This is a genomic window from Formosa undariae, from assembly GCF_042427615.1.
Classification (GTDB): domain Bacteria; phylum Bacteroidota; class Bacteroidia; order Flavobacteriales; family Flavobacteriaceae; genus Formosa; species Formosa undariae.
Map to the genome: position 1 here is coordinate 135,713 of NZ_JBHMEZ010000001.1, position 22,193 is coordinate 157,905.

The 22,193-nt window shown below is 35.5% G+C and carries 12 protein-coding genes; 11 read left to right on the forward strand and 1 reads right to left on the reverse strand.

The window, feature by feature from the left end; all coding sequences use genetic code 11:
- Nucleotides 1–174 precede the first annotated feature (174 nt).
- The 11 genes from ACFFVB_RS00605 (at nucleotide 175) to ACFFVB_RS00655 (ending at nucleotide 20,953) form a co-directional block, all read left to right on the forward strand.
- Nucleotides 175–3,087 carry a SusC/RagA family TonB-linked outer membrane protein gene (locus ACFFVB_RS00605; RefSeq protein ID WP_382380106.1) on the forward strand — a complete coding sequence of 971 codons (2,913 nt, stop codon included), beginning with the start codon at nucleotides 175–177 and terminating at the stop codon, nucleotides 3,085–3,087.
- Nucleotides 3,088–3,098: 11 nt separating this feature from the next.
- Nucleotides 3,099–4,688 carry a RagB/SusD family nutrient uptake outer membrane protein gene (locus ACFFVB_RS00610; RefSeq protein ID WP_382380108.1) on the forward strand — a complete coding sequence of 530 codons (1,590 nt, stop codon included), beginning with the start codon at nucleotides 3,099–3,101 and terminating at the stop codon, nucleotides 4,686–4,688.
- A gap of 17 nt (nucleotides 4,689–4,705) precedes the next feature.
- Complete coding sequence (locus tag ACFFVB_RS00615; RefSeq protein WP_382380110.1) at nucleotides 4,706–6,019, forward strand: SusE domain-containing protein; 1,314 nt, start codon at nucleotides 4,706–4,708, stop codon at nucleotides 6,017–6,019.
- 61 nt (nucleotides 6,020–6,080) lie between these two features.
- Complete coding sequence (locus tag ACFFVB_RS00620) at nucleotides 6,081–8,939, forward strand: alpha-amylase family glycosyl hydrolase (RefSeq protein ID WP_382380112.1); 2,859 nt, start codon at nucleotides 6,081–6,083, stop codon at nucleotides 8,937–8,939.
- Nucleotides 8,940–9,109: 170 nt separating this feature from the next.
- Entirely contained in the window at nucleotides 9,110–10,120 is a 1,011-nt protein-coding gene (locus ACFFVB_RS00625) for a dipeptide epimerase (RefSeq protein WP_382380114.1), read from the forward strand.
- A complete protein-coding gene (locus ACFFVB_RS00630) occupies nucleotides 10,120–11,148 on the forward strand; it encodes an aminotransferase class I/II-fold pyridoxal phosphate-dependent enzyme (RefSeq protein ID WP_382380116.1) in 1,029 nt (342 codons plus the stop codon). Before ACFFVB_RS00625 ends, ACFFVB_RS00630 begins: the two co-directional genes overlap by 1 nt.
- A gap of 233 nt (nucleotides 11,149–11,381) precedes the next feature.
- Nucleotides 11,382–12,656, forward strand: a complete 1,275-nt coding sequence (locus ACFFVB_RS00635; RefSeq protein WP_382380118.1) for a DUF2254 domain-containing protein — start codon at nucleotides 11,382–11,384, stop codon at nucleotides 12,654–12,656.
- Between the two features lie 103 nt (nucleotides 12,657–12,759).
- A complete protein-coding gene (locus ACFFVB_RS00640; RefSeq protein WP_382380120.1) occupies nucleotides 12,760–13,875 on the forward strand; it encodes a DUF2914 domain-containing protein in 1,116 nt (371 codons plus the stop codon).
- Nucleotides 13,876–14,158: 283 nt separating this feature from the next.
- Nucleotides 14,159–17,491 (forward strand): transglutaminase family protein, encoded by a 3,333-nt coding sequence (locus tag ACFFVB_RS00645; protein ID WP_382380122.1) that lies wholly within the window; start codon nucleotides 14,159–14,161, stop codon nucleotides 17,489–17,491.
- Nucleotides 17,492–17,498: 7 nt separating this feature from the next.
- Entirely contained in the window at nucleotides 17,499–20,063 is a 2,565-nt protein-coding gene (locus ACFFVB_RS00650; protein ID WP_382380124.1) for a circularly permuted type 2 ATP-grasp protein, read from the forward strand.
- 2 nt (nucleotides 20,064–20,065) lie between these two features.
- Nucleotides 20,066–20,953, forward strand: a complete 888-nt coding sequence (locus tag ACFFVB_RS00655; RefSeq protein ID WP_382380126.1) for a transglutaminase family protein — start codon at nucleotides 20,066–20,068, stop codon at nucleotides 20,951–20,953.
- A gap of 83 nt (nucleotides 20,954–21,036) precedes the next feature.
- On the opposite strand, the gene ACFFVB_RS00660 is transcribed toward ACFFVB_RS00655, so the two are convergent.
- On the reverse strand, nucleotides 21,037–22,191 hold the full coding sequence (locus tag ACFFVB_RS00660; RefSeq protein WP_382380128.1) for an iron-containing alcohol dehydrogenase: 1,155 nt from the start codon (nucleotides 22,189–22,191) through the stop codon (nucleotides 21,037–21,039).
- Nucleotides 22,192–22,193 lie beyond the last annotated feature (2 nt).

Consider the following 22,193-nt stretch of genomic DNA (forward strand, 5'->3'; position numbering starts at 1 on the left):
ACCGTTTCGATGAATTTTTTGCAAAAACACAAAAAGTTACTAACACGAAAACGTTTACGTTAAGAATTTCGTAAAAGGAAAAACTGCTTTAACATAAAATTTACATAATTTTAATCTCGAGAAGTAAGAATACAAACAAACAAACCTAATAAGATTTAAATTAATTCACATTGTATGAAAACAATTTTAAACAGTTTATTACTGGCACTGTTTTTTGCTCCAGCTATGTTACTGGCGCAACAAACCGTTACAGGAAAAGTTTCCGAAGAAGCATCGAATTTACCCATACCAGGTGTAAATATTATTGTTAAAGGAACAACGACTGGAACAGCTACAGATTTCGATGGAAATTACACACTTTCAGTTCGTAATGGTGACATTTTAGAATTTTCCTACTTAGGATATATGTCAAAAGATATAACCTATACTGGTCAAGGCATACTTAACATTAAACTAATGGAGAATGCTTCAGAACTAGACGAAGTGGTTGTTATTGGTTATGGTACCGTTAAAAAGGAAGATTTAACGGGTGCTGTAGATATGGTAAATGCAGACGACTTTAACGAGGGACCTGTTTTATCGCCACAACAATTAATTAGCGGTAAAGTAGCAGGTGTATCTGTAACTTCTGGCGGAGGTGCTCCTGGAGAAGGGCAAAACATTATTATTAGAGGACAAGGATCTTTATCTTTAGAAAGAACACCACTTTATGTTATTGATGGATTCCCTATCGATAAAGGAAGTGTTGGTGGTTCTAGAAACCCTTTAAACTTTATTAATCCTAACGACATCGAAAGTATGGTTGTTTTAAAAGATGCCTCTGCAACAGCAATCTACGGATCTCGTGCTGCTAACGGTGTTATTTTAATTACAACTAAAAAAGGTAAAGACACCGGATTTAAATTTAGCCTGAACAGTTCTACAACAATTTCAACGCCTTTTAACCAAGTCGATGTTATGTCTGCAGATCAATTCAGCGCCTTAATAAACGAAACTGGATCGGCAGAAAACATTGCTTTATTAGGAAATGCGAATACCAATTGGCAAGACCAAATTTACACTAACGCCTATGGGTCGGACCATTCTTTTAGTGCATTAGGAAATGCTTTTGGTGTTCCTGTTAGAGCATCTATTGGGTATACAGATCAAGATGGTATTCTAAAAAACGACAACTTATCTAGAACTACAGGATCGTTAAATATTAAGCCTAGCTTATTAGACGATCACTTAAAATTAGATTTAAATGCTCGTGGAATGTATACCGAAAACACATTCGCAAATAGAGATGCGATCGGTTCTGCAATCGATTTCGATCCTACAAAACCCATTTACGATGCAAACTCTAAATATGGCGGATATTATTCTTGGATAGATCCTAATACAGGAAACAGACCTAGTTTAGCACCAACAAATCCAGTGGCTTTAATTGACTTGGTAGACGACACTTCTGAAGTACGTCGTTTAGTAGCAAATGCTAAAGTAGATTATAACTTACACTTTTTTGAAGATCTAACCGCAACTGTAAACATTGGTATAGACAAGCAAAATAGTCATGGTAGAAAATTAACTTCAGACTTAATTCCTACAGCAGATGAAACTTGGAACGGTTCTAAAACCAGTTTTACTCAAGAAGCAACAAACAAATTATTTGATGCTTACCTTACTTACCAAAAAGAATTTGAAGAGGTTCACAATTTCACAGCTGTAGCAGGGTATTCTTATCAATCTTTCGAATTTAATAACACCAGTTTCGATAGCGAAAAAGAAGAAGACGGATTAGAATTCGAATTTTTAGATAGCTCTAAAAGTGTATTACTTTCTTATTTTGGACGTGTAAACTACAGCTATAATGAAAAATACCTTCTTACTGCAAGTTTAAGAGCAGATGCATCTTCTAAATTAAATCCAGACGATCGTTGGGGATATTTTCCTTCTGTAGCTGCGGCATGGAACATTCATAAAGAATCGTTCTTAGAAAATTCAGCTTTAAACGAATTAAAATTAAGAGTAGGTTACGGTGAAGTTGGTAACGTAAATGGTTTAAACGATTATCAATTCTTAACACGTTACGATGGAAGTCAAGCAACAGCTGGATACCAATTTGGAAACGGATACTACCAAACCTACAGACCTTCACCAATAAACGAAAATTTACGTTGGGAAGTTGGGCAAACGCTTAACATTGGTATAGACTACGCATTCTTAGATCGAAGAATATCTGGATCTGTAAACGTGTATTCTAAGAAAACTAAAGATTTAATTAGTAATTCATTTATCGATCCTTTTACAAACTTCGGAAACCAAATTGAAGCGAATATTGGTGACATGGAAAATAAAGGTATTGAATTCAACTTAAATCTTATTCCTGTTAGAACAGAAGATTTCGAGTGGAGCTTAAACTATAACATTGCGTTAAACGACAATGAAATCACAAACCTACCCGATCAACAATTTGTTGGAGGAATTAGTGGTGGTACAGGAAACACGGTACAAACACATATTAAAGGTGAGGCACCATTTAGTTTCTTAGTATTCGAACAAGTTTACGATAGTAATGGAAGACCAATTGAGGGTGCTTATGTCGATAGAAATAATGACAATGTTATTAATGAAGAAGATAAGTACATTAATCACGATCCTTATGCGGATGTTATAATGGGATTAAGCACAAATTTAAGTTACAAAAAATGGGATTTAGCTGTGGTTACCAGAGCAAATATTGGTAATTACATTTACGACAATGTCGCTTCTCGTGCTGGAACTTTAAATAGAGCTGCAGAAAACGGAATATTAACAAATCTACATACAGATTACTACGAAACTGGTTTTCAGAAATTCACCGATAACGGATTGTTAAGTGATCATTATGTTAAAGACGCATCATTCTTTAAAATCGACAACATCACATTAGGTTATACTTTAGATCAGGCCTTTAAGAACACAACATTCCGTTTCTACGGATCTGTACAAAACGTTTTAATCGCAACAGATTACGACGGTTTAGACCCTGAAGTTTATGGCGGAATTGATAACAATTTCTACCCAAGACCAAGAACATATGTATTAGGTGTAAATATTGACTTTTAATAAAAAAATTCATGAGAAATATAATAAATAAATTAACATTAGGTTTGGCTCTAACGCTCGCTGTAGTGTCATGTCACGACGATTTAGACCAATTTCCTACCGATCCAGATAGTTTTACAGAACAGGATGTATTTGCTAACATAGACGAAGCAAAAGGAGCCTTGGCAAAACTATATGCTAGTTTAGCTTTAACAGGACAACAAGGACCTGCTGGTCAAGGAGATATTTCTGGTATAGATGAAGGTGCTTCACAATATACCCGATTACTTTTCTATCTAAACGAATTAACAACAGACCACTCTGTAGTGGGATGGGGAGATGCTGGAGTACCAGATTTACATAACTTAACGTGGTCTTCTAGTAACGATTTTACAGAAGCTATGTACTACAGATTAGGACAAGAAGTTTCTTTTTGTAACTCGTTTATAAGTAATGCAACTAATTTAACAGATCCTGAAGCTCAAACGTTTATAGCCGAAGCACGTTTTTTAAGAGCATATGCTTACTATAATCTTATCGACCTGTATGCAAATGTGCCATTAACTACAATTGTATCAACAGAATTACCATTGCAAAGTGATAGCTCAGAATTGTTTTCATTCGTAGAATCAGAATTATTAGAAATTCAAGATCTTTTAGCAGACAGCAATGAATATGGTCGTGTAGATAAAGTTGCAGCTTGGGCATTATTATCTCGTTTATATTTAAATTCTGAATCTTTTACAGGAGTAGATAAATATGCAGAATGTGTTACTTTTTCTAACAACGTAATTGGTTCGTCTTATGCTATTCATTCAAATTACGACGATTTATTCTTAGCAGATAACAACTCTAACGGAGCTCAAAACGAATTTATATTTACAGCGAACTTCGATGGTGTACAATCTACAACTTATGGTGGTACAACATTTTTAATCCACGCCTCTATTGGTGGTACTATGGATCCGTTTGCTTCAGGAGTTAACGGAGGATGGCAAGGTCTAAGAACAACAAAAGCGTTAGTTAACAAATTTGATAGTTCTGTAACAGCTAGAAACGGTAACGGAAACCCAATTTCTTGGTCAGATAACCGTGCTATGTTTTACACAGACGGACAAGCTTTCGAAATTACAACAATAGCAAACACCTTTACTGACGGTTATGCGGTAACTAAATTCAAAAATATCAATAGCGACGGAAGCGGTGCTAACGATAGCTCTGGAGAATTTGCAGATACAGATATTCCATTAATTAGATTAGCAGAAATTTATTTAAACTATGCTGAAGCGGCTGTTCGTGGCGGTGGCGGAGATTTAAATACTGCGGTAAGTTTAGTAAATCAATTAAGAGCTCGTGCTTATGGCAACAACTCTGGAAATATTTCTATCTCTGATTTGTCTTTAGATTTCATTCTAAACGAACGTTCAAGAGAATTATACTGGGAAGGTTTTAGAAGAACAGATTTAATTCGATTTAACCAATTTACTACAGGTTCATATTTATGGCCTTTTAAAGGAGGAGCTAGTCAAGGTAAAAGTGTGGAAGCGTACAGAGATTTATTCCCTTTACCAACAAACGTAATTTTAATTAACCCGAACTTGGAACAAAATCCAGGATACTAATACAAAAACATTATAATATGAAAAATATTGTTTCAAAATTATTAAGTATAATGTTAGTAACCATGGCATTATACAGTTGTACTACAGACGACACAGATACCGTGTTAAATGATACAGCTTCTACAGAACTTACACCATCTTCTACAGATGTTGTACTTCTAAAAGAAAACGAAGGAACTACGGCTTTAACTTTAAACTGGACAGCGCCAGATTACGGCTACAGTGCTATACCTGCTTATAATGTGTATTTTGATGTTGCAGGAAACAACTTCAAAAATGCAATTAAAAAGGAAGCCGGAAATGCGCTTGAATATTCAATATCTACTGAAGGATTAAATACCATTCTTCAAACTTTAGAAATTGAACCTAACACAGCAACTGTTATAGATGTAAAGGTTGAAAGTGTTATTGGAGCAACAACTATCGCAGCGATTTCTAATATTAGCGACATCTCAGTTACTGGTTATGCTAACGTTCTAGACCTAACTACGGTTTGGGGATTAGTAGGTAGTGCTACTGTTAACGGATGGGATGGCCCAGATATGCCTTTCTACAAAACTAGCGAAGCAAATATTTTTGATGCTTACGTAACTTTAGTTGACGGTGAACTTAAAATTAGAGAAAATAACAGTTGGGATTTAAATTATGGAGATACTGGTGCCGACGGAACTTTAGAAGAAGGTGGAGATAACATCGTTGTTACTGCCGGAACTTATAAAGTAACATTTAATGCAGGAACCTTAACTTACAAGATCGAAGCTTATACTTGGGGACTTGTAGGCGATGCTACGCCTAACGGCTGGGATGGTCCAGATACACCATTAACTTACGATCCAACATCAGACCAATGGCGTGCAATTGTTGCGCTTACTGCTGGCGAGATGAAATTTAGAAAAAACAACGATTGGGGCTTCAATTATGGAGATACTGGTAATGACGGTGTTTTAGATGATGGTGGTGATAATATTCCTGTAACTGCAGGAAACTACTTGGTGACATTAAACCTAAATGATTTAACGTATTCTCTTGAACCTATTGAAAAACTTTGGGGTCTTGTAGGAGATGCTACGCCTAACGGCTGGGATGGTCCAGATACTGTTTTAAATATGGATTATGTTACCGAAGGAGTTTGGTATATAAACGGAGTTTCACTTACAAATGGTGAAATGAAATTTAGAGCAAACAACGACTGGGGTTTCAATTATGGAGACACTGGAAATGATGGCATCTTAGATGATGGCGGAGATAATATCGCTGTTACCACTGGAATTTACAACATTATTTTAGACCTATCAGACACGTCTAATCCAACGTATACTTTAACTAAATAGCAATTTAAATACGGGCTGTGATATGTAATTCACAGCCCGTATTGTTTTTAATCCATTTATTATGAAAAAAACTATACTCGCTTTTTTAATTTTAGTTGTTACGAGCTTCAGTTATGCTCAAGTAACCACAAGCCCTACTATATTTAACACTACAGAAACGGTAACAATTACCGTAGATATTGCAAGTTCTGCTACAGACTGTAATACATTAAATAATCCTTCTAAAGTCTATATGCATTCAGGTATTGGTAACGAGGCAGACCCTTGGGGATATAACGTTGTTGGTAATTGGGGACAAGATGATGGTTATGGAGAAATGACCAAAAACAGTAACGGCACTTGGAGTATTACGATAACTCCGAAAACATATTACAACCTAACCGATGCCCAAGCCACTTCTGCAACAAAAATGGGAATGGTATTTAGAAATGCTGCAGGAAATCAGGAATTAAAAGCTAATGGCTGTTCAGACATTTTTATTAATGTTGGTGCATTCCAAGTCACTTTAAATTCACCTCAAGAATACAGTACTACTATAATATCTTCTGGAAGTAATTTAAATATTTCAGCTTCAAATACTGCTGGAAATGCAAATTATACCTTGAGTGCTAACGGAAGTGTATTAGATTCTAAAATAGATATTAATGCTTATACCTACTCTCATTCTAATATTACATCCAATCAGAATTATGAGTTAACCGTTACACAAAACGCGAATACCACAATCAAAACATTTTTAGTTTTAGTAAATCCTGGTACTGTGTCTCAAACGATGCCAAGCGGATTAGAAAATGGAATTAACTACAATTCTAGCGATGCAACAAAAGCGACTTTAGTTTTAGATGCGCCTTTAAAAGATTTTGTTTACGTTGCTGGTAGTTTCAATAATTGGGCACCTTCTTCGGCTTATGTGATGAAAAAAGATCCAAGTTCAGGGAAATTTTGGTTGGAGTTAACGGGATTAACATCTCAAAAAACAGAAACGTATCAATATTGGGTTGTAGATGAAACACCTATTGCAAATTCACCGGTTATGGTAAAAACTGCCGATCCGTTTTCGACCTTAGTATTATCTCCTTTCGATGATTCAGGAATTTCTTCGGAAACCTATCCTAATTTACCAACATATCCTGTTGGCCAAGAACGCGAAGTTACCGTGCTACAAACTGGAAAAAGTGATTATAATTGGACGGCTACTAACTTTGAAAAACCTAAAAAGGAAGACTTAGTAATCTACGAAGTTTTAATCCGTGATTTCGATGAAGACAGAAACATTCAAGACTTGATCGATCGCATTGATTATTTTAAAAATCTGAATATTAACGCCATTCAATTAATGCCTATCATGGAATTTGAAGGCAACGAAAGTTGGGGTTACAACACGTCGTTTCATATGGCTTTAGACAAGTTTTATGGCACTGAAGACAAACTAAAAGAATTTGTAGACTTATGTCATGAAAACGGAATTGCAGTAATTCTGGATATTGCTTTAAATCATGCTTACGGCAGAAACCCCATGGTTCGCATGTGGATGAAAGATGCCGACGGCGATGGCTGGGGAGAACCAAGTAGCGAAAGTCCGTATTTTAACGAAGAAGCAAAACATAGCTACAGTGTGGGTTCAGATTTTAATCACCAACAAGACCGCACTCAATATTATGTAGAGCGCGTGGTTAATCATTGGGTAACCGAATTTAATATCGATGGATTCCGTTGGGATTTAACCAAAGGTTTTACTCAAAACTGTTCTCCGAGCGACGATAATTGCACAAATAGTTATCAGCAAGATCGTGTAGACATTCTAAAACAATATGCCGATTATTCTTGGAGTTTAGACGCTTCACATTACGTAATTTTCGAACATTTAGGTCAGGATAACGAAGAACAACAATGGGCAAACTATAAAATTGAAGAAGGTAAAGGAGTTATGATGTGGGGAAAAATGACCGACCCTTACAATCAATTAACAATGGGATATGCGTCTGATTCTAATATTGAAAGAATGGGAAGTGATGCACATGGTTTTACAGGAAAGCGTTTAGTTGGTTATGCAGAAAGTCATGACGAAGAACGTTTAATGTATAAAAACATTCTATATGGTGCCTCTTCGGGATCTTATAATGTAAAAGATCTTGACACGTCTTTAGAACGCATGGAGGCTTTGGGCGCAATCACGCTTACTATTCCTGGACCAAAAATGGTTTGGCATTTTGGAGAATTAGGCATGGATAACTCTATTTTTACATGTACCGATGGTTCTGTTTCTGCAGACGATTCTTGTAAATTATCTACAAAACCTCAACCACAATGGGCCGATAATTGGTTAGGAGATACGAACAGAAATTCGGTTTACGACACCTGGTCTAAATTGAATGCTTTAAAAATTAATGAAGATGTTTTTGAAGGCGATTACACCATTACTTCTGGAGATTTAACGCCTAGAATTCGTGTTTGGAATTCCACTTTACCTTCTACAGCATTAAATGAAGTGGTAATTATATCAAATTTTGAAACCACTGCTCAAACAGTCGATCCAGATTTTCCAAGTAATGGTACTTGGTACGATTTAATGGACGAAACGGGGAACACTTCAATTTCTGCAACTAATGCAATAACATTACAACCTGGAACATTTAAGATTTACGGTAATAACATTGCTAAAAGTTTAAGCATTGGGGAGGTTGACACGACACAATCTTTCGCTATTTTCCCGAACCCTGCTCAGAATAATTTCAAGATAAGTAAAGCAGTTTCTGAAGTAACAATTTACGACATCACAGGAAAATTAATGAACCATTTTAAGGGACAATTTAATGGAGGCTATGCGTTTGATATATCAGACTTACCTGCTAGTTTATATCTTGTAAATATTTCTGACAATTTAGGAACTACCCAAACCGTGAAACTTGTAAAATACTAAACGAAAAATATTTCACAATACAATCAGCGCCTAACATCAATCAGATGTTAGGCGTTTTTTTATATCATAATTTTAATAGTTTACAAAATGGCTTATTAGCATAACATTAGCAGTAAATCGGAAAGTATAAAAATATTATTATGTAATTTTGAGTCACAATATTTTGGCCCATGAAACTTATTTTAAAAGATTACATTCTTCCATTAAAACACACCTTCACAATTTCTCGAGAATCTATAGATGTGCAACCTAGTTTAATCGTCGTTTTAGAAGATGCTAGTCTTTCGGGGTATGGTGAAGCGACTTCAAATCCGTATTACAACATCACGGTCCCAATAATGATGAATGAATTATCGAAGCTAAAAAAAACCATTGAAGCCACAAATAATGAAACGCCGGAAGCCTTTTACTCAAAAATGTATCCGCTTCTAAAACATAATATGTTTGCGCTTTGCGCATTAGATCTTGCTTACAACGATTTATATGCACGAAAACAACATAAAAAAGTATACGAACTTTGGGGCTACGATATTTCGAATAACCCAATTACAGATTATACTATTGGAATTGATACCGTTGAAAAAATGGTAGCTAAAATGAAAGAAGTGCCTTGGCCTATTTACAAGATTAAATTAGGCACGAACGAGGATATTAAGATCGTTACCGAACTTCGAAAACACACAGATGCCATTTTTAGAATTGATGCCAATTGCGGCTGGGGCGTAGATGAAGCTCTTAAAAATGCAATTGCACTTAAAAATCTTGGTGTCGAGTTTTTAGAACAGCCTTTAAAAGCAGATCATTGGGATGGTCATAAAAAACTATTTCAAGATTCTGTATTACCAATAATTGCGGACGAAAGCTGCCAGGTGAGTGAAGATATTGCGAAATGTCACAATTATTTTCACGGTGTAAATGTGAAACTTGTAAAATGTGGCGGATTAACACCTGCACGACAAATGCTTATTGAAGCTAGAAATCTAGGTATGAAAACGATGGTAGGTTGTATGACAGAATCTTCGGTAGGAATTTCGGCAGTTGCTCAACTTTTACCACTACTCGATTATGTCGATATGGATGGCGCCATGTTGTTAGCGAAAGATATTGCAACAGGAATAACTATAAAAGACGGTGTAACACACTACAGCGATTTAAACGGAACTGGAGTTACCTTACTATAATGGAAGTTGTTAAAGCACCCAACGCTAAAATTGTTTTAGACTCTAAAAGCATGTCCTATTTTGGTGGGACATCTTATTTAGGATTAGCCACATTACCCGCTTTTCAAGATGCCATAATACATGGCATAAAAAAATGGGGAACCGCTTACGGAAGCTCGAGACATTCGAATGTAAAATTGGGCATCTATAAAGACGCCGAAGCACTTTTGGCATCCCAATTACAAACCGAATCTTGTGTGACGGTATCTTCTGGAATGTTAGCAGGGAAACTGGTTTTAGATTTTTTATCGCGTTACAATACAAGGTTTTATCATTACCCAAATACGCATCCTGCCATTTTATCGCCTAATAGTTTACCGCTATTTGTGGACCAGAAATTACATCCGTCGCTTTTAACAGACACTATTGAAAATATAGTAATTTCAGCAGATGCAATTCCTACAGCATATGCTTCACCTCCAGATTTCAGTGTTCTAGAACACATTTCCAAACAAAAACAAATCACATTACTTCTAGACGAATCGCATAGTATAGGAATTACAGGAGAAACAGGCATGGGTATATTCAATGGTATTTCCACCACCCATTTACATCAAAAAATTATGGTTGCTTCTTTAGGAAAAGCAATGGGATTACCTGGTGGTATAATTGCAGGAGATGTATCTTTTATAAATGAAATAAAATCTACTGTAACATTTTCTACTGCATCAGGAATGAGTCCGGCATACTTAGAAGGCTATTTGCAATCTCAAACGATTTACAAAGCACAGCAAGAAAAATTAAAAGAAAATCTACTCTATTTTTTTGATGGATTAGAGTTGGATGATACGTTTATTTTTAATAAAAATTATCCTAATATTTATAATTTGAAACCTGATTTTAACGAATCGCTATTAGAGCAAAATATTGTTATCACTAATTTCAACTACCCTACACCAAAGGATATTTTAAGTCGAATTGTTTTATCGGCAAACCACTCTAAAACAGACTTGAAAACATTAAAAAGGCTATTAGCTAACTCAAATTAAAGCTCGAAATAGTATATCGCGGAGAGCTTGCATTAGAAAGAGCATGACTTTCATTTTAGAATGAAAACCGACACTAAAATCGTTTCTATATAAAACGGACTTGAAACCAATGGCGTACGCGACACAATAAGTTTATACCCTAATTTATAATTTCATAAAAGCTTCAGATAAACTCTGGAGCTTTTATTTTATATAAAAATTGTAAATTGCTATACTAGGAATGGTATCTTTTTATGAAAAAATCAGCATTAATTTATTTCAATCGCCTTCGCGAACAGTTATGGTTTAGACCTTTAATATTCTGTATTATTTCGATTATTGGCGCACTACTCGCCCGTTTTGCCGATGGCACAGGATTAAAAGAACTTGTACCCAATATAAAAACAGAGTCTATTGTTGGCTTACTTACTACCATTTCGTCAAGTATGCTTGTTATTGCCATATTTGCGGTCTCATCTATGATTGCTGCATTTAGCGCCGCTAGTAATACTGCAACACCTAGATCTTTTAAAATTGTAGTTACAGATGATGCCTCTAAGAATGCATTATCCATGTTTATCGGTGCCTTTATTTTTAGTATCGTATCTACAGTTGCGCTTGAAAATGGATATTACGGCGATGCCGGTCGATTTGTACTTTTTGTATTCACTTTACTGTTTTTTGCTTCAGTTATTTTAACATTTTTACGCTGGGTAGACAGAATATCAAGATTAGGACGACTAGAACACACCATTAATCAGGTAGAAGAAGTCGCTCTAATATCTTTGAAAAATCATATTAAAAATCCTCTTCTTAAAGGTATTCCTGTTTCTAACACAATCAACAAAAATGTCTTTATTACCCCTCTTAAAATTGGCTACATCCAATTTATAGACATGGACAGTTTACAAAAACTTGCAGAAGCACATCACATTACCATACAGCTAAGTGCAACCCCTGGAGCCTATGTCCATTCCAATTCACCTTTGGTCTATCTTTCTACAGCTCAGGGATTAGATATGGAAGATATTTCAAAAAAAATTAATGAAGCCATTCGTATTGGAAGCACTAGACTTTTCGAGGAAGATCCGCGTTTTGGTCTCATTGCCTTATCAGAAATTGCTAGCCGTGCCTTATCTCCTGGAATTAACGACCCAGGAACTGCCATACAAATTATTGGTAGCCAAGTCCGCTTATTCTTCTTGTGGAATGACACAAATACCAAAGATGAAACCGATGTTACACGTTTCGACCGTATTGAAGTTCCTGAACTTCCTACCTACGAATTTTTCGAAAGTGCTTTTCGACCAATATCAAGAGATGGTGCAAATAATATCGAGGTCATGCTCCGTTTACAAAAAGCGTATACTTCTCTAGCAACTATAAACCATTCTGAAATACAAGAAACAGCCCGATCTTATTCAGAAACATCTTATAACCGAGCCAAACAACAATTATCTTTTAAAAGTGATTTAGAGCTTCTTAAAGAGAAATCTTTCTTTTTAAAAGTCAAAACTCCTACCGAATAATCCAGATTTAACACGTTTATAACTGTTACAAAAAACATAAAGCTTCAGAAATTAAACTGAAGCTTTTTTTATTCTATTACATTTGCCTTACCTAAAATTGGTTATGAAACAAACCTTAGCTAAATTTAAAAATAGTGGTCTCCGAAAGTTTATTCGTAGGCACCAGAAGTATGCCCCTATTTTATTCTTTATCGGGGGATTTATTTTCGACACGCTTACTCTGGGACGCATAGACAGGTTATACGATTTGTCTGTACTTTGCCTACATATGACCTCGTTAAGCATTACTCTATACCTCTTTAATTTAGTCGATGATGGTACATGGAAAAACACTTTTTTAGAACGTTTTGAAATTTATTTCCCCTTAGTTATTCAGTTTTTCTTCGGGGGACTTTCTAGCGCTTACGTGGTCTATTTTTCTAGGAGCGTTTCTTTATCTAGAACCGCATCTTTTTTTATAATCTTAGTTGTTTTATTATTCGCGAATGAATTTCTAAAAAAGCGTATCTCTAATAAATATCTTCAGTTTAGTATTTATTATTTTATAAGTTTTACATTTTTCTCTTTCATGATTCCGGTGTTTATAAGACAAATGAGTCCTACTATCTTTATAATTTCGGGCGTTGTAAGTTTAGCTTGCACCCTATTGTTAATCACGTTTATATATAGAAAAAGTCCCAGTACACGAGCCGAAATTCATTTAGGAAAACTTACAGGAATTATTATTTCTATCTACATTTTAATAAACACCTTTTACTTTTTCAAACTTATACCTCCTGTGCCACTCGCCTTACAAACGGGTATTGTAGCTCATAATATTGTTGCAGAAAACGGGAAATATGTTGTGACTTACGAAGAAAAAAAAGAATTCGTTTTTTGGAGAGATCACAGCTCCAAATTTATACATAACCCAAACGAACCTGTTTACGTATTCTCTTCTATTTTTGCACCTACAGCTTTAAAAAAATCGATTATTCATAGGTGGGAATGGTATGATGAAAAATCGGAGGAATGGATCGTTTCAGATAATATTAAGTATGACATAACGGGCGGGCGGAACGATGGTTATCGCGGTTACACATATAAAAGAAATATAAAATCTGGTTTGTGGCGTGTAGAAGTTTTGACCGAAGAAGAATTGCTTCTTGGTGTAATCGATTTTGAAATTATTGAGAATCCAGATCAAAAACCTCAGCGTTTGGTAAAGAAATCGTTTTAACCTAAAATATCATTCCAACTTAAAAATAATTTGATTTGAAATTATTTACATCTTTTTTTCGTCCTAAAGTTATCTGTAAAATTGCCTTTCTCTTCAAACACAATTTTGATTATTTAATGCGCCATAAACACACTATTTAACAAAAACTCGAATTAAAATTGTATTAACCTCATTTTAAGCATAAAAAAAACGCGCTTTACGTAATCTTTAACTTTTTTTTTAGGGTTCATTAATTTTTTGAATAAAAATCACCTAAATTGTAATGTCTTTAATAGATTTATATATGGCATTAAAAATTGTAATTTCTCATAAAACAAAGTACAAATACGATAGATTAGTATCGTTATCTCCTCACATTTTCAGATTACGACCAGCTCCACATAGTCGAACACCTATAGAGGCCTATTCGATTAAAATTACACCAGAAGAACAATTTTTTAATTGGCAACAAGATCCTTTTGGAAATTATATGGCGCGCTTAATCTTTCCTGAAAAAACAAGGGAACTTACCATTGAAGTGGAAATTATTGCCGATTTAAAAACCATAAACCCGTTTGATTTCTTTGTCGAAGAAAGTGCCGAAGAATATCCATTTACATATACAGATACGATTAGAAAAGAACTTCTTCCGTATTTAGAAATTACAGAAAAAGGGCCACTATTATTAGACTTCCTTAAAACTATTGATACTACACCTCGAAAAACGATATACTTCCTAATTGATATCAATCAGAAAATATATCAGTATTTAAAATATAACATCCGAATGGATCCTGGGGTACAATCTTGTGAAGACACCTTAGACCACAGAACAGGGTCTTGCCGTGATTATGCTTGGTTATTTGTCCAAACCTTACGCCATTTAGGTTTTGGAGCGCGATTTGTTTCAGGATACATTGTACAATTAAAATCTGACGAGAAATCGTTAGACGGTCCTTCTGGTCCTGAAGAAGATTTTACAGATTTACATGCTTGGGCAGAAGTTTATCTTCCTGGTGCAGGTTGGATTGGTTTCGATGCTACTTCAGGATTATTAGCTGGAGAAGGCCATATTCCATTAGCATGTACACCTTCTTTTGAAAGTGCTGCTCCCGTTTCTGGAATGTCTGATATTTGTGAAACTGAATTCGAATTTGAAAATTCTGTAAAACGTATTTTTGAATCGCCTCGTGTTACCAAACCATACACCGAAGAGCAATGGAAAGCCATATACAAACTAGGGTTTAAAGTTGAAAAAGACCTAGAGAAGGGCGATGTCAGATTAACCATGGGAGGAGAACCTACTTTTGTTTCTATAGACGATATGGAATCTGAAGAATGGAACACAGCTGCCGATGGTCCGCACAAGCGTGAGCTTGCCAAAAATTTAGCCGCAAAATTATACGACGAATACGATAACGGAAGTGTATTACACCAGGCTCAAGGAAAATGGTATCCTGGAGAGCCTTTACCACGCTGGCAAATAGAAATTTGCTGGAGAAAAGACGGAAAAAAAATCTGGCATAATAAGAAATTATTATCCCTATTTTCTAACAATCCGGTACTTCCAGAAAATGCCTCAGAATTATTCTTAAAGACCTTAACTCAGAAATTAGACATTACAGATAAACACATCACTCCTGCTTACGAAGATGCGTTTTATTTTATGTGGGAAGAAGGTAAATTACCTATAGATGTAGACCCTACGGTAGATGATGGTGCCTTATTAGTTAAAGACAAATTGAAGCAAATCCTTAAGGACGGAAAATCGAAAGCCATTGGACATGTTTTACCATTAAATAACACTTCAGACACATGGTATTCTAATGCGTGGAGTTTTAGACGTAAACACTTATTCTTAATTCCAGGAAACTCTCCTATCGGACTACGACTACCTCTAGATTCACTTCTTAGAGACCCTGAATTTGGAGAATTCCCGCAGCAAGAACCTGATAATTTTACTAAAAAGAAAAAGCTTCCAAGTTACAAGAACATTGTTTTAAGACGTTCTAAAAAAGTAAAGGAAGAAGGTATCTCTGAGGATGACACAAACTTTTTTATCCGTACGGGTTTATGTGCTGAAGTTAGAGAAGGAAAAATGCATTTATTTTTTCCACCTTTAGATACTGCTGAAATATTTTTAGATCTAGTATCTTCAATTGAAGCCACAGCAAAAGAACTTAAAATCCCTGTTGTTTTAGAAGGCTACGATCCACCAAAGGACAACCGTTTAGAGTCCATGAAAATTACGCCAGATCCTGGTGTAATTGAGGTGAATGTACAACCTGCTAAAAACTGGGAAGAACTTACACATAATACATTAACCCTTTACAGACTCGCAAAAGAGTCGCGTTTAGGAACAGAAAAATTCATGTTAGATGGTAAACACACCGGAACCGGTGGAGGAAACCATGTAACGTTAGGAGGAGTTACACCTAAAGATAGTCCGTTATTACGTAAACCAAGTTTACTACGTAGTTTGCTAACCTTTTGGCAACATCACCCAGGACTTTCATATTTATTCTCTGGTGCATTTATTGGAGCTACAAGTCAGGCGCCACGTATCGACGAGGCTCGTATGGAAAACCTTTACGAACTTGAAATTGCGTTTAGTCAGATTCCAAAGGATGGAAAAGTTCCGTTTTGGTTAACCGACAGATTATTCCGTCACTTATTAACCGATTTAACAGGAAACACCCACCGTGCAGAATTCTGTATCGACAAATTATACTCTCCAGATTCATCTTCTGGACGTTTAGGAATTCTAGAGCTTCGTGCTTTCGATATGCCTCCACATCCTCAGATGAGCTTAATGCAAAACTTATTGGTTAGAACACTTGTTGCATGGTTCTGGAAGAAACCTTACGAGCACGATTTAGTGCGTTGGGGAACAGAATTACACGATAAATTCTTAACCGAGCATTACGTTAGGGAAGATATTAAGGACATTGTTAACCAACTAAACAAAGCTGGATATAAATTTAAAGAAGATTGGTTTAACCCATTTTTTGAGTTTAGATTCCCACTTCATGGTATGGTTGAAATAAACAATATTAATTTAGAGCTACGTGCAGCTATCGAACCTTGGAATGTTTTAGGTGAAGAAATGACAGGCGGAGGAACTGCGAGGTATGTAGACTCTTCCGTGGAACGTATTCAGGTAAAGGTTAATCATTTTACTGAAGAACGTTATGTTTTAACCTGTAATGGTGTTAAAATCAACCTAAACAATACAGGTGTTAAAGGCGAATTTGTAGCGAGCATTCGTTATAAAGCATGGAATCCACATTCTTCTTTACACCCGACAATTGACGTAGATACACCTTTAGTTTTCGATATTATTGACACATGGAACAGACGTGCCATTGGAGGTTGTACGTATTTTGTGGCGCATCCAGGAGGACGATCTTACGAAACATACCCTATAAACAGTTATGAAGCTGAATCTAGGCGCATTAACCGTTTCTGGGATATTGGGCACACTCAAGGGGATGTTTGTGAGGTAGAAAAAATTGAACAAGATGATAATAATTCGAGTAGAAATGTCGAAATTCACGGCAGTTCTAGGAAGTATAAATATCAGGAACAACCAATTAATTTTGAATTCCCTTACACCCTAGATTTAAGAAAAAAATAAACGATTAATGCCGATTGATAAAAACACTTTATTTGAGAACTATTTTTCTGATTTTAAAAATTACGACGAGGTTCTTAAATCAAATATGTCTGTTAATCCCAACTGGAAAAAATTACTAAGTAATCTTACCCAAATGGGAACCAAAACTCTGATCTCAAAACAAGATGAGATGAATTGGTTAATGGACGAAAATGGTGTAACCTATAATGTTTACAACGATCCCAAAGGGATGCACCGTGCGTGGCAATTAAATATAGTCCCTTTTCTTATCCATCAAAAAGAATGGGATACCATAGAAAAAGGAATACAACAACGTTCGGAATTATTAAACCTGACGTTAAAGGATATTTATGGTAAACGCGAACTTATTAAAAACGGTATAGTCCCTCAAGAAGTTATTTATGCGCATCGTGGTTTTTTAAGACAATGCGATCAAATTCAATATAAAACAGCTAAGAATTTATTAATTCATTCGGCTGATTTAGCACGTGGTCCAGATGGTCGCATGTGGGTAGTCAACGACAGAACACAGGCACCTTCAGGTATGGGTTATGCGTTAGAAAACCGCTATGCGACCAGCCGGATTTTACCGGATATATTTAAAGATATCCATGTTAAACCCCCATCTCCTTTCTTTGCAGATTTCAACAAAATGTTAATTGAATCTGCGCCACAAAACAAGGAGAATCCAACCATTGTAATTCTTACACCTGGACCTTTAAACGAGACCTATTTTGAACATGCTTACATGTCTTCATTTTTAGGTTATCCGTTAGTAGCTGGGAACGATTTAGTCGTTAGAAACGGAAAGGTTTGGATGAAATCTTTAAAAGAGCTCAAACAAGTCGATGTTATTTTAAGACGTGTAGACGATGTCTTTATGGATCCTTTAGAACTTCGCGAAGATTCTTATTTAGGTGTCGCCGGTTTACTTGATGTGGTCCGAGAACAACAGGTAACTATTATAAACCCAATTGGTAGCGGAATTTTAGAAAACTCCGGACTAATCCCGTTTATGAATGCGATCTGTAAATACTTTTTTAAAGAAGATTTAATTCTTCCACAAATTGGTTCTTGGTGGTGCGGACAGAAAAAAGAACGCGATTACGTTTTAGAAAACTTAAAGAATCTAGTTCTTAAACGCATAGATAGATCTAACCGAGAAAATATCTTTTTCTGCGAGTTCTTAAAGCCTACCGAATTAGAAAAATTAAAAAAAGAGATCCTTGATAATCCGTTTGTATTTGTTGCTCAGGAAAAAATATTATTTTCTACAGCTCCAGATTTTGCGGGAGATAAACTAGAACCTCGCAAAGTGATGTGTAGAACATTTTCTATCGCAAAAGACGATGGATATTCTGTAATGCCAGGAGGCTTAGTTCGTGTAGCATCGGAGCGTGAAGATCTTTTTGTATCGAATCACCGTGGTGGTGTGAGTAAAGATTTTTGGGTTATTACCGACGATCCTCAAACAAATGTTCAGAATTACACTTGGGATAATTCCTTTGAAATTTCATTTTCAGACATTAACGATTTACCGAGCAATACCGCAGAAAATTTATATTGGTCTGGGCGTTATTTAGGTCGCGCATTGGTTACAGCACGGTACTTACGTACGGTACTTGTAAAAATGAGTAACGAACAATATAACGAACAAGAAACTCAGTCTAAAAGCTTACAATGTTTATTTCAATCTGTTACACATATCACATCCACATTCCCAGGTTTTATTGGTGAAAAAGGTAAAAAAGCATTAGAAGATCCCTTAAAGGAAATTCTATCTATTTTAATTGATAGCAATAGATCTGGAAGCTTTGCACAAACACTAAATAGTTTTAATAATTCGTATTTCACGCTAAGAAACTTATGGTCTAAGGATATGTGGCGTGTATTTGATGGTATTCAAAAAAACTGGAAAGCCTTCATCGCAAATTCAAAAGAACATACTTCGATACAGTCACTTATAAAAATATTAGACAAAATAATTACAAGACTGATTGCTTTTATGGCTCTTATTGAAGAAAGCATCATGGTCGAGCAAGGTCTACTACTCTACTTTATAGGTTTGCAAAGCGAACAAGCGATGATGAATATTGCAAAATGCCGTTCTCTTTTAGTTGTAAGTCACGATAAACAACCGCAATACGAAATCTTAGAAGCGCTATTAAATAGTCATGAAAGTTTAAATATTTACAGATATAGTTACCGTTCGCATTTAAGTACGGAAAACGTTATAAATCTTATTCTTTTAAACAAAGACTATCCGAAATCATTAACGTATCAACTTAGACGTATTCAAAAAGACATTGATAGGCTACCACATTCCGAAAGCCTTGGAGAGGTAACCAAATGTCAGAAATTTATAGAGGAAGCAAATAGTAAGATTCAAAATTTAGACATCGCGACGCTTTTAGAGTTAAATACTGATGACACTATTATTAGGCAAAATTTAGACGATAGTTTAACGGAATTAAGTGATTTACTTCATGAAATGTCTTTAGCACTATCCGATGCTTATTTCAATCATTCTTATCAGCAAAAACAATTGGTTAATCAAAACTTCCCTTTCTAGTTATGGAATTTAAAGTATCTCATACCACAAGTTACGATTACGATAGCGGTGTTACCTTTTGTCATAATATAGCCACTTTAAAGCCCAAAACGATGCCTGGGCAAACGCTATTAGATTACGAACTTGAAATAAGCCCAAAGCCTACAGAATTAACCGAACGATTAGATTTTTTCGGAAATATAGTAACACGTTTTTCTATTCAAGATTATCATAAAAAGTTAATCGTCACAGCAAAAAGCAGAATATTACGAAATTACGAATCACAGCCAGATATTGAGACTTCTAAAATGGGAAAATCCATCACATTAGAAGATTCCTTAAGACTTTTAAAAACAAATAAACTGGACTTAGTAGATGTGAATCAATTTAAATTAGAATCTATTTTTATCACACGAATTTCTTCAGAGATAAAGGCATATGCTGAAAAGTCTTTCAAGCCAGAACGCTCGGTCTTTGAAGCTTCCTATGAATTAATGGAACGCATTTTTAAAGAGTTTAAATTCGACTCTGGATTTAGCACTATTGCAACTCCTATTGAGGAAGTGATGAAAGAGAAAAAAGGTGTGTGCCAAGATTTTGCGCAAATAGCAATTGCATGTATACGTTCTATAGGTTTACCAGCACGCTACGTAAGTGGCTATATTGAAACCTTGCCACCTCCAGGAAAAGAAAAATTAGTAGGAACAGATGCATCTCACGCTTGGTTCTCTGTTTACATTCCAACTTTTGGATGGGTAGATTTTGACCCAACAAACAATCAAATTCCTAAAAACCAACACATAACGGTATCTTGGGGAAGAGACTATTACGATGTTCCTCCTTTAAAAGGTGTTGTATATAGTACAGGAAAGAATAAAATGAATGTTGCCGTAGATATTAGACCGGCATAGAACTAAAAAAAGCCTTGCAGATACTGCAAAGCTTTTTTTATTAGATTATAATTTTCAATTGAATTCTCTATCCTTTAAGAAAATTACATGGCTGATTTATAAATAGCCATGGCATCTTCCAAGTTTACTTCTCTTGGGTTTCCTCCTGTACACACATCCTCTAGCGCATGTTGTGCCATGATTTCAAAATCGGCTTCTTTAACACCCAATTCTCTTAGTCCAGAAGGAATGCCTACAGCTTTAGATAATTTTTCGATAGCTTTTATCGCTGCATTTGCACCTTCTAAATCATTTTTATCATTCACTTCTACACCCATTGCTCTTGCTACTTTTTTAAGCTTATGCGTACATGCGGGAATATTAAATCGTTCCACATGTGGTAATAGAATCGCATTAGCAACACCGTGTGGCATATCGTACATACCTCCTAGTTGGTGCGCAAGTGAATGCACAAAACCTAATCCTGCATTAGAAAATGATTGTCCTGCAATAAACTGGCCCCAAGCCATTTTACTTCTGGCTTCTATATTACTTCCATTATGAACTGCCTCTTCTAAACTAGAAGCGATCAATTTAATTGATTCCAATGCCAATGCATCCGACCAATGAAAAGCGCCTTTAGTAACATAAGATTCGATAGCATGAGTTAACGCATCCATTCCTGTTGCTGCAGTAAGCGATGCTGGTTTACCCAACATTAATTCTGGATCGTTTACAGCGATAGAAACCAAGCAATTTTTATCTACCATCACCATTTTAATATGTCTTACCACATCGGTAATTACGTAATTTATAGTGACCTCACTAGCAGTACCTGCAGTGGTATTTATAGCAATAATTGGTAATGATGCTTTTTTAGATTTATTGACTCCATCGTAATCAATAATTTCACCTCCATTTGTGGCTAAAATACCAATAGCTTTTCCACAATCTTGAGGCGAACCTCCTCCAAGCGTTATAATAACATCGCAATTATTTTCTTTTAATAACTGCAATCCGTTATTAACATTTTTTACTGTCGGGTTAGGTTGAACGTTATCAAAAAGTACCATTTCTATATTAGAACTATCTAATGCATCCATAACTTTTTGAGCAACGCCAATTTTAACCAGTATTTTATCTGTTACAAAAAGTGCCCTCTTATAGGGTAAATCCTTTAATTCTTCACTTAAATCTTTTAATGCACCTGGTCCTATTAAACTTAATGGTGGCAAATAAATTCTTCTACTTTGTAACATAA

Coding starts and splice junctions, on each gene's coding strand:
- ACFFVB_RS00605 (WP_382380106.1), top strand. CDS start 175: ATGAAAACAATTTTAAACAGTTTATTACTGGCACTGTTTTTTGCTCCA.
- ACFFVB_RS00610 (WP_382380108.1), top strand. CDS start 3,099: ATGAGAAATATAATAAATAAATTAACATTAGGTTTGGCTCTAACGCTC.
- ACFFVB_RS00615 (WP_382380110.1), top strand. CDS start 4,706: ATGAAAAATATTGTTTCAAAATTATTAAGTATAATGTTAGTAACCATG.
- ACFFVB_RS00620 (WP_382380112.1), top strand. CDS start 6,081: ATGAAAAAAACTATACTCGCTTTTTTAATTTTAGTTGTTACGAGCTTC.
- ACFFVB_RS00625 (WP_382380114.1), top strand. CDS start 9,110: ATGAAACTTATTTTAAAAGATTACATTCTTCCATTAAAACACACCTTC.
- ACFFVB_RS00630 (WP_382380116.1), top strand. CDS start 10,120: ATGGAAGTTGTTAAAGCACCCAACGCTAAAATTGTTTTAGACTCTAAA.
- ACFFVB_RS00635 (WP_382380118.1), top strand. CDS start 11,382: ATGAAAAAATCAGCATTAATTTATTTCAATCGCCTTCGCGAACAGTTA.
- ACFFVB_RS00640 (WP_382380120.1), top strand. CDS start 12,760: ATGAAACAAACCTTAGCTAAATTTAAAAATAGTGGTCTCCGAAAGTTT.
- ACFFVB_RS00645 (WP_382380122.1), top strand. CDS start 14,159: ATGGCATTAAAAATTGTAATTTCTCATAAAACAAAGTACAAATACGAT.
- ACFFVB_RS00650 (WP_382380124.1), top strand. CDS start 17,499: ATGCCGATTGATAAAAACACTTTATTTGAGAACTATTTTTCTGATTTT.
- ACFFVB_RS00655 (WP_382380126.1), top strand. CDS start 20,066: ATGGAATTTAAAGTATCTCATACCACAAGTTACGATTACGATAGCGGT.
- ACFFVB_RS00660 (WP_382380128.1), bottom strand. CDS start 22,191: ATGTTACAAAGTAGAAGAATTTATTTGCCACCATTAAGTTTAATAGGA.